The sequence below is a fragment of the Arthrobacter sp. NPDC057009 genome (assembly GCF_042673905.1).
Lineage (GTDB): Bacteria > Actinomycetota > Actinomycetes > Actinomycetales > Micrococcaceae > Arthrobacter.
Genome location: NZ_JBHUSB010000010.1, coordinates 18244 through 32274 on the forward strand (window position 1 = coordinate 18244; position 14031 = coordinate 32274).

A 14031-nucleotide genomic window follows, 5' to 3' on the forward strand; every position below is an offset into this window, starting at 1 on the left:
CGCTAGTCCTTCTTGAGCGTGACCACCGGCAGATACGCCTTGCGGGTGGTGCCGTCTATCTGTTCGAAGTCGAGGGTCTCCCAGGCCAGCGCGTCAAAGTCGGCGCCGGTGTGGAGTGCGTGCGAGAGGAGCGCACGGATGGAGTTGATGTGCTGCTCCTCGGGCGGGAGCTGCTCCCACGCCTCGGCGAGGGTGGAGGCGCCGGCCGCCGCGGCGCGGATCGACTCCGGCCTGGCTTTGGCGGTCCGGGGCGAACGGACCCGGTCCGAGTCGCTGAAGGCGATGGGATCGGCCAGTTTGGGCGGGGCAGCGAACTCGTCCGGATCGAAGAGCTTGACCATGGAGAGCGATTCGAAACCGGCGTTGAACAGCACCGGTCCGCGGACCAGGCCCGGACGTTCACGCTCGTAGGGCATGGACCGGATGGCCTGTTCGGCCTCCCGCAGCACCTTGCGGAGCCGCACTGACTGGCGGAAGTCGTCGCTCTGGACGTAGGTGTTCAGGCTTTCGCTGAGCTTGCCGTAGATGCGCTGGATCTGGCTGTGCTGCTGCCGGAGCTCCGCCACCAGGTTTTTCAGCGTCTCGCGGTCTTCCTGCGAAAGGTCGTCCGCGAACTGGCGGCTGAGCACCTCGCCGATGGCCGAGCGGAAGCGCAGCTGCTGCTGCGGGTCCTCGAGGAAGGCGGTGAAGGAACGGAAGGTCCTGCCCTCCGGGCTCTGGCGCAGCCGCTTGTCCGCCTCGAGAACCTGGGCCATGGTGGCGCCCTTGGTCAGTGATTCCTCGATGATCTGGTTGCGGAGCTCGCCCACGAGCTCCTCGATCCGGTCGCGCATTTTCTTGTAGTCCGCGGGCAGGCTGGCGGCCAGGTCCAGGATGTTGCCGGCCGCTTCCACCGCCTGGTCGTCATCGAGCAGGCCGTCGAAGTCACCGGAGCTGATGTCCTGGATCAGCTGCTGCCGTTCCCCGATCTCCTCCTCCAGCGCTTCCAGCCGGGCGCTCTGGTCCGGGTTGGTCTCGTTGGCGAGCTTCTCCACGTCGCCCAGGAGCGTGCCCAGCCGGGAACCGTTGAGCGTGGACCTGTCACTGGAGAGGCTGTCCAGGAAGGCCAGCACGCGGGCCGCCGGCTCGGTGACCTCGTACACGATCTGCCCCGACTGGTTCCGGCGCGTCAGGAACTGCTTGCGCGTCCACTCATCGCCGAAGGACTTTCCGTTGGCATGGCCGCCCAGCCCCGGGTCCTGGCGGCGCAGCTGCTCAAGGAAGGAATCGACGTCGGCATGGAATTCTTCCAGCGGAAGCTGCGGCCGGGCGCGGGTAAAGGATGCCTGCAGGACCGCGATCACCCACGGGGCCGAACGGGTGAGTGCCCACGCGGGCCCCTTGGTGAGGAGCTCGAGGTCCCGGAGCCTTGCGCTGATCGCGTCAGCAGAGGACGTCGCGGACCGGGGCACACACTCTCCTTAGCGGCTGGGGGTTGGTCTGGGCAGCGGAAACCCGAAAACTGCCAACTACAAGGTTAACGCAGAGCCACAAACCGGCCTGTGCCGCGGGTCCCGCGGGTCCGGCAGGCGGGCCGTGTTGACCGTCGGGCAACGTTACTGGTGTGACAGATGAGGTTTTCGCAATCACTCCGTGACCTACGGCGGCGTATTGTCTCGATCCCGTATCAACGCGGCCACAGCATGGCTGAGAGTCTGGAGGAAGCTTCGTCCCTGGCCCTAGTCTCAAGCTACTGATCCATCCGCAGCAACGGCGCAGGGGGAAGCATGCAGTTCGACTTGAGTGCAGTGGAGACGGCCACCTTGGTGTTCATCGGAACGCTGATGTTTGCCCTGGTGCTTGTCTTGTTCGTGGCGGTGGCGGCATTCGCCGCGCTCGTCCTGGTGGGCGTGGGGAGGCTGGCCTGGCTGGCCATCGCCGCGGCGCTGCTCAGGACCGTCCACGGGATCAACCACGCCTGGGACAGGCTGGTGCACCACGCCGCTGCAGTCGAGTTTCCCGCGGAACTTCAGGGGCAGCCTTCCCCTAGCACCGGAACCTACCCGCGGGTAGCATTGAGGGACAGCTGAAGGGTTCTCCACCCGCGGCGGACCCAGGGCTTTGAGCCGGTCATCCGGTCAGAGGAGATGCCCCGTGAGCTCCGCCACCGACAGCCAGGCGGCTGAACGCCAGGTTCCCGACAGCACGGCTGGAAACAGCACAGCAACGGACGGCACCGGCACCGTTCCGCCCGTGGACAGCCCCGCATCGGAAACACCCGTTACGCCCGAGAAGATCGGTGCAGGCGCGTCCGCGGAGGACGCCCGCGCCATTGCCGAGGCAGCACGCGAAACCGAGTGGACCAGGCCCAGCTTCGCCAAAGGCCTCTATCTCGGCAGCTTTGACCTCGGCCTCATCCATCCCTGGCCCGCCGCCAAACCCGATGACGTGGAACGCGGCGAGGCCTTCATGGCGCGGCTGACAGAATACTGCCGCACCATGTCGGGCCGGACGATCGAACGCGACGCGAAGATCCCCGACGAATACCTGCGCGGCCTGGCGGAGCTGGGCGTGTTCGGCATGAAGATTCCGCAGGAGTACGGCGGCCTGGGCCTGTCCCTCGTTTACTACGGCCGGGCGCTGGCGCTGCTGGGATCCGTGCACCCCAGCCTGGGCGCCCTGCTTTCCGCCCACCAGTCCATCGGCGTGCCGGAACCGGTGAAGGTGTTCGGCACCCCCCAGCAAAAACGCACGTACCTGCCGCGCTGCGCGGCGGGGGCCGTCACCGCGTTCCTGCTGACCGAGCCCGACGTCGGCAGCGACCCCGCGCGAATGGGCAGCACCGCAGTTCCCAGTGCCGACGGCGAGTCGTATGTTCTGGACGGCGTCAAACTCTGGACCACCAACGGCGTGATCGCCGAGCTCGTGGTGGTAATGGCTGTGGTGCCGCGCCACATCGATTCGGCGGGCGCCGTGCACAAGGGCGGAATAACAGCCTTCGTCGTGGAAATGGACTCCCCCGGAATCACTGTCGAGAACCGCAACACCTTCATGGGACTGCGGGGCATTGAGAATGGAGTGACCCGCTTCCACAAGGTCCGGGTGCCGGCCGCCAACAGGCTGGGCCGGGAAGGCCAGGGCCTGAAGATTGCCCTCACCACACTGAACACCGGCAGGCTCTCGCTGCCCGCGCTGTGCGTGGCAACGGGCCGGTGGAGCCTCAAGATTGCCCGCGAATGGTCCAATGCGCGCACCCAGTGGGGCCGCCCGGTGGGCAAGCACGAGGCCGTGGGCAAGAAGATCGCGTTCATCGCCGCCACCGCGTTCGCCCTCGACGCCGTGTTCGAGCTGTCCGCGGAAATGGCCGACGCCGGGCAGAAGGACGTGCGCATCGAGGCCGCCCTGGCCAAACTGTGGTCCACCGAGATCAGCTACCGGATCGCCGATGAACTTGTGCAGATCCGGGGCGGGCGCGGCTTCGAAACGGCCGAATCCCTCGAGGCCCGCGGCGAGCGTGCCGTTCCCGCCGAACAGCAGCTGCGCGACCTGCGGATCAACCGCATCTTCGAGGGCTCGTCGGAAATCATGCGGCTGCTGATAGCCCGTGAGGCCGTGGATGCTCACCTCGCCGCGGCCGGGGACCTGGCCTCCGCCGAGGCGAGCCTTTCGGACAAGGCACGGGCCGCCGTCGGAGCCTCCGGCTTCTACGCAAAGTGGCTGCCCAAGCTGGTGGCGGGCGCCGGCATGGATCCGCGGTCGTACAGTGAGTTCGGCCGGCTCGCCAAGCACCTCCGCTTCGTGGAGCGCTCCTCCCGCCGGCTCGCCCGGCAGACGTTCTACGGCATGGGCCGCTGGCAGGCCCGCCTGGAGCACAAACAGGCCTTCCTGGGACGGATCGTCGACATTGGAGCGGAACTCTTCGCGATGGCCGCCTGCTGCTCGCGCGCCGAAATGCTGCTCCGGACCGCTCCTGAGCGGGGCGCCACGGCCTTTGAACTGGCCGACGCCTTCTGTGAGCAGGCACGCGTCCGGGTGGACGAATACTTCGACCAGCTGTGGCGGAATACCGACGACGGCGACCGCGACCTCGCGCGCAAGGTGCTTGCCGGAGACTACCAATGGCTGGAGGCCGGGGTGCTGGACCAGTCCGAAGGAACCGGTCCCTGGATCGCCGACGCGACAGCCCGGGAATCGACCCGGGAGAACCTGCACCGCGGCTACCGCTGACGCCCAGCGGAAGCCTCCGCACCACCCAAGACCGCCTCTGACAAGGGAAGACGCGCCAAAACCAAGATACTAAGCATCCTTGCTAATGCCCATTGAACGGAGTTAGCTAGAAATGAGGCCAGTGCCTTGGCCTCGGCATTGCGTTGCCCGGCTCAGGCCCCTGAGCCCGGGTCCGTTCAATGAAAGCGAGTTCGCTGATGAGCAGCACAATCGGTTCCGGGGACAGACGCCCCCGGCACACGTCCTCTGAATCAGGCACGTCCGAACCGATCAGGCCTGAGTCCAACCGGCCCGAACACAGCGCGGCTGAGCCCTACCCTGCTGGTCATGGCACCCCGGAGCGCAGTAGGGCAGACGCTCCCACGGAGGCCACTCCTGTCTACGACGCCACCGAGTCCCGGCGCTCGGCAGCCGGCAACAGCCCTGCCGACGCGGCGGACACGCACACCCGGGCCCTCAACACCACCGGCCCGGACGCCCCATACGCGGAACGCCACTACACACCGGACACCGAACCGGACGGCACCCCTGACAGGTCTCGTTCCGACGACCCTGCCTTTGCCACCCGGGAAATGGCTGTGGCGCGCGAAAAGGAGGCGTTCGGCGGCATCAAAATCGGTTCGGCGTTCTTTGGCTGGCTGGCCGCCACAGGCATGGCCGTCCTGCTGACCGCCCTGGTCGCTGCGGCCGGAACCGCAGTGGGGCTTGCGACGAACACTGACGTGAATGCCGCTGTGGGCCAGGCCGCGTCGAACCAGACGGTGGGCATTGTGGGCATCATCGTCCTGCTGGTCATCCTCTTTGCTTCCTACTACAGCGGCGGCTATGTCGCCGGCAGGATGGCCAGGTTCAATGGCGCGAAGCAGGGGTTCATGGTATGGATCTGGGCCGTGATTGCCGCTGTGCTGGTGGCCGTGCTCGGCATGATCGCGGGAGAGCAGTTCAATATCCTGGCGCAGCTGAACAGCTTCCCGCGGATTCCGGTCAACGAAGGCCAGGTGACCACCACAGGCATCATCGCCGCCGTCGTGGTCGCCCTGGTGGCACTGGTGGGCGCCGTCCTGGGCGGGATGGCCGGCATGCACTTCCACCGCAAGGTGGACCGTGCCGGATTTACCCCTACGGCAGATTACGAGGAGCGCTGAGCAGCGGGCAGAACTGAAGGGCGAGGAGAACCGGCCCACGGCAGGGCGATCACAGCTTCCGCTACCGGTGAAGTGCGACGGCGTCCACGTAATACCAGCGCCGGTCCACCCTGAGGAAGCGGCTGGTTTCATGATGGACACCGCGCTCGCCGTCATGACGGAAGTAAGCCTTGAACTCCACCACGCCTTCCGTGTCCAGCGGGCCGCCGCGTTGGAGGGACACGATGTCCAGCCGCCGCCATTGCAGGCCCGGATCGAATTCCAGCTCCCCGGGCCGGGTGCTGGGGTGCCATGTTTTCAGGAGGTAGCCGGCATCAAGCAGGACGAATGCGGAGTACCGGGAACGCATCAGCTGCTCCGCAGTGGCAGCCTCCGCCCCACCGCCGTGGAACCGGCCGCAGCAGTCCGAATACTGCTCGCCGGACAGGCACGGGCAGTTACCGGAAAAGGGTTCTGGCTCGGTCACGGCACCCCTTGGAGTCTTGGCTTCGCTTGCTGCAACAGCCTATCCGCGCCAGCGCACTGCGGCGTCCTATAACAGCTTCGAAACAACAGTTGCCGCTACTTGTCATGCGGGCATGTCGGCAGTAAATAGTCCGTAAGGTGGTTAGGGGCTGTTTTCCGGCGTAATCACTTGTGGATTGGACGCCGAAAAGTAAGGAGGGTGAAGTGGAAGATCCGACAACGATTGCACTGAACCTGACCTTTTTTGGCACCCTGGCCGTTGCCTTCCTCATGTTCCTCGGCCTGTGCGTGAGCGTCATGCTCACCCTGGTGATTGCGGGACTCGGACGCCTTGTGGTGCTGATCATGATGGCGCTGTTCGGCCGTCTTCCCAGGAACGAAACCGTCGAGATCGTGCGGCTGGCCGCCGACGGCAGTCCGCTGCCCCCTGAGGCAGAAACGGTGCCCGCAAAGGCCAAGGCCGCCAAGGTGCGCCCGGTCCGCGAGCCCCGAAAACCGGTCAACTGGAAGAAGCTGCGGACCCGCGCCGGCCTCCAGGAGGCGCTCCGCAACGCCCTCGCCCACCACCCCCTGGTCACGGCCGCCCGTCCGGTGCCGCCCGTCCCCGCGAAGGACTGGGCCGACGCCGTGGCTGCCGCCGACGCCCGCGCGGTGGCGCGTGCCCGGGCTGCCGCGCCCGAAGTCAAAGTCACGGTGCGGGACTTGCCGCCCCCTGATGTGGCCGCGGCCAGCGTGACGCAGGTGGCGCCGCTCGTGGAATCGGCCCTGCGCCACGACGCCGTACCGGCCGAAGCGGCCGGCTCGGGCAACACCGGCAAGGGCAACGCCAGCAAGGGCGAAACCGTCCGGTCCGCCCTGGCGCTGTCCGCGCAGCCGCCACGGCCAGCCCGGAAGCCTGCCGTTGCCGCACACGCAGCTGTCCTGGACACGGGTTCCATGACGTCGCTCGCACAGCACCCGGACGTCCGCACCCGCGCCTGACCCTTACCCTGAGCAACCATCTCCGCTAGCGTGAAGCCCATGGAATTCAGATACCTCGGAAACAGCGGCTTCAAGATCTCGGAAATCACGTTCGGCAACTGGCTCACGCATGGCTCCCAGGTGGAGAACGACGTCGCCACCCAGTGCGTGCGGGCGGCATTGGACGCCGGCATCAGCACGTTCGACACGGCTGACGTGTACGCCAACACCGCGGCGGAAACTGTCCTGGGCGAAGCGCTCAAGGGCGAACGCCGGCAGTCGGTTGAAATCTTCACGAAGGTGTTCGGTCCCACTGGCCCCAAAGGCAAGAACGACGTGGGCCTGTCGCGCAAGCACATCATGGAATCCATTGACGGTTCCCTCAGCCGGCTGCAGACGGACTACGTGGACCTGTACCAGGCGCACCGCTACGACTACGAAACGCCGCTTGAGGAAACCATGCAGGCGTTCGCGGATATCGTCCGGCAGGGAAAGGCCCTGTACATCGGCGTCAGCGAGTGGACCGCCGAGCAGCTGCGCAACGGCCATGCCCTGGCCAAGGAACTGGGCTTCCAGCTGATCTCCAACCAGCCGCAGTACTCCATGCTGTGGCGGGTCATCGAGGAGGAAGTGGTCCCGGCGTCCGAGGAGTTGGGTGTTTCCCAGATCGTCTGGTCCCCGATGGTGCAGGGCGTGCTGAGCGGCAAGTACCTGCCCGGCCAGCCCCTGCCGGAGGGCAGCCGGGCCACCGACGACAAGGGCGGCGCCAAGATGATCCAGCGCTGGATGCGGGACGACGTCCTCGCCGCCGTGCAGGAGCTGCGGCCCGTGGCCGAGGAAGCCGGCCTGACCATGCCGCAGCTGGCCGTGGCCTGGGTACTGCAGAACCCGAACGTAGCATCGGCGATCGTCGGCGCCTCCCGGCCCGAACAGGTGGCCGACAGCGCCGCGGCCGCCGGTGTCCGCCTCGAACCGGACGTCCTGAAGAAGATCGACGCCGCCGTCGGAGCCCTCGCCGAACGGGACCCGGCCCAGACCAAGTCCCCCGCAACGCGCGAAGCCTAGGAGCACCATGAACGATCTTCCAGACCTTGCCGTCACCGGCTCCACCGGGGTCCTGGGCGGGATGGTGGCCCGGCAGCTGGCCGACGCCGGGTTCTCCCAGCGCCTGCTGGTGCGTGATCCCCGCCGGGCACCGGACCTGACGGATGCCCCGGCGGCGACGGTCAGCTACGGGGACCCGGTGCTCTCACGGCCGGCCCTGGAAGGGGTCAAGGTGCTGTTCATGGTGTCAGCGGCAGAAGCGGAGGACCGGCTGCAGCAGCATTACGCCTTCGTGGACGCCGCGGCGGAGGCCGGCGTCCAGCACATCGTGTACACGTCCTTCTTCGGGGCGGCGCCCGACTGCACCTTCACGCTGGGCCGAGACCACTACGCCACCGAGGAGCGGATCAGGGCCTCCGGGATGGATTTCACGTTCCTGCGGGACAACTTCTACCTGGATTTCCTGCCCATGCTGGCGGGAGAAGACGGCGTCATCCGGGGTCCGGCCGGCGACGGCGTGATGGCCGCCGTCGCCCGGGAGGACATTGCCCGTGCCGCCCTGGCCGTGCTGCGCGACCCCGCCGTCCACGCCGGGGCCACCTATGACCTGACCGGCCCGGAGGACATCTCACTGGCGCACGCCGCCGAGGTGCTCACCCGCTCCACCGGCCGGACAGTCACGTACCACCACGAAACCGTTGAGGAGGCGTTCGCTTCCCGCGCGTCCTACGGCGCGCCGGCATGGCAGGTGGAGGCGTGGGTCAGCACCTACACGGCGATTGCCGCGGGCGAGCTGGCCGGGGCGACGTCGGACGTCCACGGGCTCACCGGGCAGGACCCGATGGCACTCGAGGAACTGGTGAAACTGCCGCAGCTGTAGCGGGCGGTTGACGGCCAAATGTGTGCGGCGTAAACCTGTGAGGAGGAGCACGCCCAACAGCAGCTGCACCCTGGCAGCATCCCGCAACGCCAGACAAAACCGCAGCACCGAGCAGAATCGCAAGGCCATGTCCAAGCTGATCTACCGACGCCGACCGTCCGCCCGCCCCGTACCGCAGTCCGGTTTGACACCCCATTCCGGCGAACCCACCCACGGTCCCCTCACCAGGGAGGAACTGCAGCTCGCCGTACGGAACCACTCGATGCCGCTCGAGGCCCTGCGCGAGGACGTCACCCCGCCGGGGCTGCATTATGTGCTGACGCACTTCGATATTCCGCAGGTCAGCGGCGCGTGGCACCTGCGGATCGGCGGGGCTGTGGAGCGGGCGATGGAACTGAGCCTCGCGGCGCTGAAGCGCGACCCGGCCATCAGCGTCCAGGTGACCATGGAGTGCGCGGGCAACGGGCGTTCACTGCTGAGGCCGCGGCCGCTCAGCCAGCCCTGGACGCTGGAGGGCGTGGGAACGGCGGTGTGGACCGGGGTGCCGCTGGCATACCTGCTGGGCCAGGCCGGGGTCGAGCCCGAAGCCGTCGAGGTGGTGTTCACGGGCCTCGACGCCGGAATCCAGGGCGGCGTCCGGCAGCAGTACGCGCGCAGCCTGCCGATTTCGGAGGCGTCCCGGGCCGACGTCGTCCTTGCCTACAAGATGAACGGCAACGAACTGCCGCCGCAGCATGGCTATCCGCTGCGGCTGGTGGTCCCCGGGTGGTACGGCATGGCCAGCGTCAAGTGGCTGCAGTCCATCCAGGTGGTCACGACGCCGTTCACCGGCTTCCAGCAGTCGGTCGCCTACCGCTACCAGCACAACGCGGACGACGCCGGCACTCCGGTTTCGCGGATCAGGGTCCGGTCGCTGATGGTTCCGCCGGGCATCCCTGACTTCTTCACCCGCCGCAGGTACCTGCCGCGGGGGCCGGTCATGCTGCAGGGCCGGGCGTGGTCCGGTGAGGGCGCCGTGACAAAGGTGGAGGTCGGCATCGACGGCAAGTGGGTTCCGGCCCAGCTGGACAAGCCTGCCGGTGCCTTTGCGTGGCGCGGCTGGAGCCTGCCCTGGGTGGCAGACCCAGGCCACCACGAGTTGGCCTGCCGGGCCACCGACGCCACCGGCGCCGTGCAGCCGCTGGGGCAGCACTGGAATTACCAGGGCATGGGCAACAACACGGTGCAGCGGATCCGGGTCATCGTCGAGTAAGTGTGCTCAGCACCCCTCGTAATCGCTGAGCACGGTCAGCTTTCCGGCCGACGCCGACTCGGGGTCGAAGGTGTAACCCACCCATTCCCGCGCGAGCCTGCGTGCCAGCTCCAGCCCGACCACCCGCTGCCCCATGGTGAGGACCTGGCAGTTGTTGGAGAGCACGGACCGCTCCACCGAGAAGGAGTCGTGGGCTGTGGCTGCCCGCACGCCCGCCACCTTGTTGGCGGCGATCGCCACGCCGATCCCGGTCCCGCAGAACAGGATGGCCCGGTCCGCGTGCCCGTCCCGGATCATTTCCCCTGCAGTGATGCCGACATGGGGATATGGCTTGCTGAACTCGTCCGGCTCGTCGGTGCGGTTGACCCCGATATCCATCACCTCCGCAACCCGGGCATCGGCATGGAGATCCTCCAGGATGCGGTTCTTGTAGTCGACACCGGCCTCGTCGGCGCCGACGATGATCCGCAGTGCGGGGCGGCCTGCTGCGGCGGTCATACCGCGGCCCCCGCTTCGGTGCGCGCAGCGGGCACGGCCGCTTCGCTGGCCAGATGCTTGCCCAGGACGGTGAAGACCATGGCCAGGGACGTGGCACCCGGATCAGCAGTGCCCAGGCTCTTCTCCGCGAGCGGACGGGCGCGGCCCTTCAGCGGGCGCAGTGTGGCGGTGGCAGCGGCGGCTGCCGTCGAAGCGGCAGCGGCTTCCTCCCAGGCCGCCTCGGCCCTGGCGCCTTCCCCGGCCCGGCGGGCCAGGGTTTCGGCGAACGGAAGCAGCGCATCCACCATGGTCTTGTCCCCAAGCTCGGCCTTGCCAAGGCCGGTGATGCGGCCGGCAAACGCGGTCACGGCTGCCGATAGATCGGCGGCTCCCGGAACTTCGCTGTTGCCCAGCGACTCGCCGAGGGCACGCAGGCCGGCACCCCAGAGGACTCCCGACGTGCCGCCCGCGCGGTCCGCCCAGGCATCCCCGGCGGCGGCCAGGACGTCTCCCGCACCGGCACCCCGGGCGAGGGCGTCCGCGGCGGCGGCCACGGCTGCGTCGACGCCCCTGACCATGCCCCGCCCGTGGTCGCCGTCGCCGGCGATCGCATCCATGTCGCCCAGCCGCGGCTCCTCCGCATGCAGGAGATCACGCGCCGACTCCAGTGCGGCGACGCACGCGGCTGCATACCCGCGGGAGGAAGCGGTGGCGGTGAAGGCGACGGCGGTGCTGTCGTCGTCGGCCGCCTCGGAGGCGAGGATGCTGCCCGACTGTGCCGCGGTGATTCCGCGGCGGTACGCCGGCGTTTCCGCCGGCGCGGCCCAGAGCGGCTCCAGCTCATCATCCAGCCAGGTGACCGTGAGGGACACGCCGGCCATGTCCAGACTGGTGACCAGCTCGCCCACTTCCGGCAGCACCAGGGTGTAGCCGGCGTCGCGGAGCAGCGGTGCAACGGTCCCCCACAGCACGAACAGTTCCTCATGCTTGGTGGAGCCCAGTCCGTTGAGGATCACCGCGATCCGCTGCCCTGCCCCCTCCGGGGTTTCGGCCAGCACACGGGTGACCAGCTCGCGGCCCAGGTCCGCGGCCGGCGGAAGGTCCGTATCGAACAGGCCGGGCTCGCCGTGGATCCCCAGGCCCAGCCCCATCTGTCCCTCAGCCAGTGAGAAGAGCGGCGCGTCGGCGCCGGGGAAGGTGCAGCCGGCAAAGGCGCTGCCGATGGTCCGGGTGAGGCTGTTGGCCTTGCGGCCCAGGCGGACAACCTCGGCCAGGTCTGCCCCGGCTTCCGCGGCTGCCCCCATGACCTTGAAGACCGTGAAGTCCCCGGCAATGCCGCGGCGCTTGGACGCTTCCGACGGCGGGGCGCTGGCGACGTCGTCCGTCACCAGGACGTTCTCGACGGCGATGCCCTCGGCGGCCAGCCGCTCGCTGGCCATGCCGAAGTTCATCACGTCGCCGGCGTAGTTGCCGTAGGTGAACACCACGCCGGCGCCGCTGTCCGCGGCCTTGGCCACGGCGTAGGCCTGCTGCGCGGAGGGTGACGTGAAGATGTTCCCCACCACCGCGCCGTCGGCAAAGCCGGGGCCGATGAGCCCGGCGAAGGCCGGGTAGTGGCCTGACCCGCCGCCGGCGAGAACCGCCACCTTCGGGGCTGCCGGCCGGTGGCGGCGCACGGCGCCGCCGGGAACCTGGCGGACCAGTCCGGAGTGAAGATCGCAGAAGCCGGCGAGTGCTTCCTCGGCGAAGTCCGCTGGATTGTTGAAGATTCTGGTCATGGCTGGCTCTCTGTGCGGCGGGGCGGCGGGATTGGCATGCTGCTGGGCGGTCGGGAGAAGTACTGGGGTGCTTAGTGCATGTGGCTTCCGCCGTTGATGTCGATGGTGGTGCCGGTCAGGTAGGCGGACTCCTCCGAGGACAGGAAGGTGATGACGGCAGCCACTTCCTCGGTGGTGGCGTTGCGGCCCAGCGGGATGCCGGCGTTGATGGCGGCTTCCTGCTCGTCGGTGCTGCCGACGCGGATGTTGGTGTCCACGGCGCCCGGGGTGATGGCGTTAATGGTGACGCCGGAGTCCCCCAGCTCGCGGGCGAGTGCCTTGGTGAAGCCGAGGATGGCGGCCTTGGCAGCGGAGTAGGGGACCTTGCCGAAGACGCCGCCGCCGCGCTGGGCGGATACGGAGGACATGTTGACGATGCGGCCCCAGCCGTTCTCGATCATGTCCGGCAGGAAGGCCTTGGTGACGAGGTAGGTGCCGGTGGAGTTCACGGCCATGACCTTGTTCCACAGGTCAAGCGTGGTTTCCAGGAAAGGCACGGGCGAGGTGATGCCGGCGATGTTGGCCAGGGCGCCGACGGCGGGCAGGGAGCCGCTCTTGACCTCGGCTGCCACGGCCTTGTAGGCGGAGTTGACCGACTCCTCGTTGGCGACGTCGATCTCGTAGCCGAAGGCCGGGACGTTGAATTCGTTGCCGATTTCGGTGGCGACCTTGGCGGACTTCTCGCCGTCGAGGTCCAGGATCACCACGGCCCAGCCCTGGCTGGCGTAGCGGCGGGCGGTGGTGAGGCCGATGCCCCGCTCCGAGGTGGCTCCGGTGAGGACGGCGGTGCGCTGAATGGCGGACATGATGCTCCTAGGTGGTTTCTGTGGTGGGTGGATCAGATGAGGTCGGTGATGAAGCTCGCTGCCTTGGCGGCGGCGGCCGGACGTTCGTCGTGGGTGACGTCCCGGGTTTCGAGTTCCAGGCTGAAGTGCCCGGCGTAGCCCTGGGCCGCGAGGGCCCGCAGGCCGGCGGCAAAATCCGCCTGGCCGTTGCCGATGCTGAGGTTGATGTTCCCGGGCACGGCGTCGCGCAGGTGCACATGGGCGATGCGGCCCTTGTGCCGTGCAAGGTACTCCAGGGGGTCCTCGCCTGCGGCGACGATGTGGCTGAAGTCCATGACAATTCCGACGCCGGAACCCGCCAGGCGCTGCGCCAGCAGTTCGGCGCGCTCCAGATTCCAGCAGAAGCGCAGGAAGTGCAGCGACTCGGTCCAGAGTTCGACACCGAACTCCGCCGCATGCTCCCCCGCCCGGATCAGCTGCGCCGCGACGAGGTCAAGGTCCTCCTCGAGGCTCCGGACCGGCTCGTGGTTCAGCGCGCCGCAGGGAAGGACCAGCGCCTTGGCTCCCGTCTTCGCCGTGAGGGTGAGCAGCGCATCAAGGTGCCTGTCCCGCTCGGCCTGCCGGCCGGCGTCGAGCACTGCATTGAGGTCCCCGATGTCCCCGTTGACGGAACGTACGCGGAGGCCCGACGCCGCCACGTCGCTGGCCACCGCCGAGACGGCGTCGGCGTCGAGCTCATACGGAACGTGGTCGCAGACGCCCGGAAGGGCGCCCAGGTCGATTTCATTGAAACCCAGCCCGGCCATGGTCCGCAGGGCTGCGGGCAGATCCTGGTGGCGGAAGCTGATGGATGAGCACCCGAGTCGGGAATGGAACATCGTCGTTGATCCTCTGGTCGTGCCCGGCAGGCGGTAGTGATTACCACCACATTAGGGCGTTCGACTGTTAACAGTCAACTCCTGACGGTGACTGTTGACAGTCGGCATGACGTCGGTCACAC

Annotated in this window: 13 protein-coding genes; 7 read left to right on the forward strand and 6 right to left on the reverse strand. The window is 68.0% G+C overall.

What is annotated here, in order from left to right; genetic code table 11:
• Positions 1-2: 2 nt before the first annotated feature.
• The gene (locus ACFTR6_RS12065) at positions 3-1451 is read right to left on the reverse strand and encodes a DUF3375 family protein (protein ID WP_377958096.1); all 1449 of its coding nucleotides are present in this window, start codon (positions 1449-1451) and stop codon (positions 3-5) included.
• Between the two features lie 315 nt (positions 1452-1766).
• Here ACFTR6_RS12065 and ACFTR6_RS12070 point away from each other — a divergent pair, with 315 nt between their 5' ends.
• From ACFTR6_RS12070 to ACFTR6_RS12080, 3 genes are all read left to right on the forward strand, one after another.
• Positions 1767-2069: a hypothetical protein gene (locus ACFTR6_RS12070; RefSeq protein WP_076799632.1), complete on the forward strand. Its 303-nt coding sequence runs from the start codon at positions 1767-1769 to the stop codon at positions 2067-2069.
• Between the two features lie 163 nt (positions 2070-2232).
• Positions 2233-4206, forward strand: coding sequence for an acyl-CoA dehydrogenase family protein (locus ACFTR6_RS12075; protein WP_377958192.1), 1974 nt, complete (start codon positions 2233-2235; stop codon positions 4204-4206).
• Positions 4207-4403: 197 nt separating this feature from the next.
• Entirely contained in the window at positions 4404-5351 is a 948-nt protein-coding gene (locus tag ACFTR6_RS12080) for a TIGR04086 family membrane protein (protein WP_377958097.1), read from the forward strand.
• Positions 5352-5412: 61 nt separating this feature from the next.
• Here the strand turns inward: ACFTR6_RS12080 and ACFTR6_RS12085 are convergent, their stop codons facing one another.
• Positions 5413-5817 carry a YchJ family protein gene (locus tag ACFTR6_RS12085; protein WP_377958098.1) on the reverse strand — a complete coding sequence of 135 codons (405 nt, stop codon included), beginning with the start codon at positions 5815-5817 and terminating at the stop codon, positions 5413-5415.
• 203 nt (positions 5818-6020) lie between these two features.
• Here ACFTR6_RS12085 and ACFTR6_RS12090 point away from each other — a divergent pair, with 203 nt between their 5' ends.
• The 4 genes from ACFTR6_RS12090 (at position 6021) to ACFTR6_RS12105 (ending at position 9952) form a co-directional block, all read left to right on the forward strand.
• Complete coding sequence (locus tag ACFTR6_RS12090) at positions 6021-6797, forward strand: hypothetical protein (RefSeq protein ID WP_377958099.1); 777 nt, start codon at positions 6021-6023, stop codon at positions 6795-6797.
• A 39-nt stretch (positions 6798-6836) separates the two neighbouring features.
• On the forward strand, positions 6837-7841 hold the full coding sequence (locus tag ACFTR6_RS12095; protein ID WP_377958100.1) for an aldo/keto reductase family protein: 1005 nt from the start codon (positions 6837-6839) through the stop codon (positions 7839-7841).
• Positions 7842-7848: 7 nt separating this feature from the next.
• Positions 7849-8700 (forward strand): SDR family oxidoreductase, encoded by an 852-nt coding sequence (locus ACFTR6_RS12100; protein ID WP_377958101.1) that lies wholly within the window; start codon positions 7849-7851, stop codon positions 8698-8700.
• Positions 8701-8827: 127 nt separating this feature from the next.
• A complete protein-coding gene (locus ACFTR6_RS12105; RefSeq protein ID WP_076799623.1) occupies positions 8828-9952 on the forward strand; it encodes a sulfite oxidase in 1125 nt (374 codons plus the stop codon).
• Between the two features lie 6 nt (positions 9953-9958).
• Here the strand turns inward: ACFTR6_RS12105 and ACFTR6_RS12110 are convergent, their stop codons facing one another.
• The 4 genes from ACFTR6_RS12110 to ACFTR6_RS12125 all read right to left on the reverse strand — a co-directional run bounded on the left by ACFTR6_RS12110 (position 9959) and on the right by ACFTR6_RS12125 (position 13909).
• A complete protein-coding gene (locus tag ACFTR6_RS12110; protein WP_172411671.1) occupies positions 9959-10450 on the reverse strand; it encodes a ribose-5-phosphate isomerase in 492 nt (163 codons plus the stop codon).
• Entirely contained in the window at positions 10447-12207 is a 1761-nt protein-coding gene (locus ACFTR6_RS12115) for a dihydroxyacetone kinase family protein (protein ID WP_377958102.1), read from the reverse strand. The genes ACFTR6_RS12110 and ACFTR6_RS12115 overlap by 4 nt, the downstream gene beginning before the upstream one ends.
• Before the next feature lie 71 nt (positions 12208-12278).
• Positions 12279-13052 (reverse strand): SDR family NAD(P)-dependent oxidoreductase, encoded by a 774-nt coding sequence (locus tag ACFTR6_RS12120; protein WP_377958103.1) that lies wholly within the window; start codon positions 13050-13052, stop codon positions 12279-12281.
• 32 nt (positions 13053-13084) lie between these two features.
• On the reverse strand, positions 13085-13909 hold the full coding sequence (locus ACFTR6_RS12125) for a sugar phosphate isomerase/epimerase family protein (RefSeq protein WP_377958104.1): 825 nt from the start codon (positions 13907-13909) through the stop codon (positions 13085-13087).
• Positions 13910-14031 lie beyond the last annotated feature (122 nt).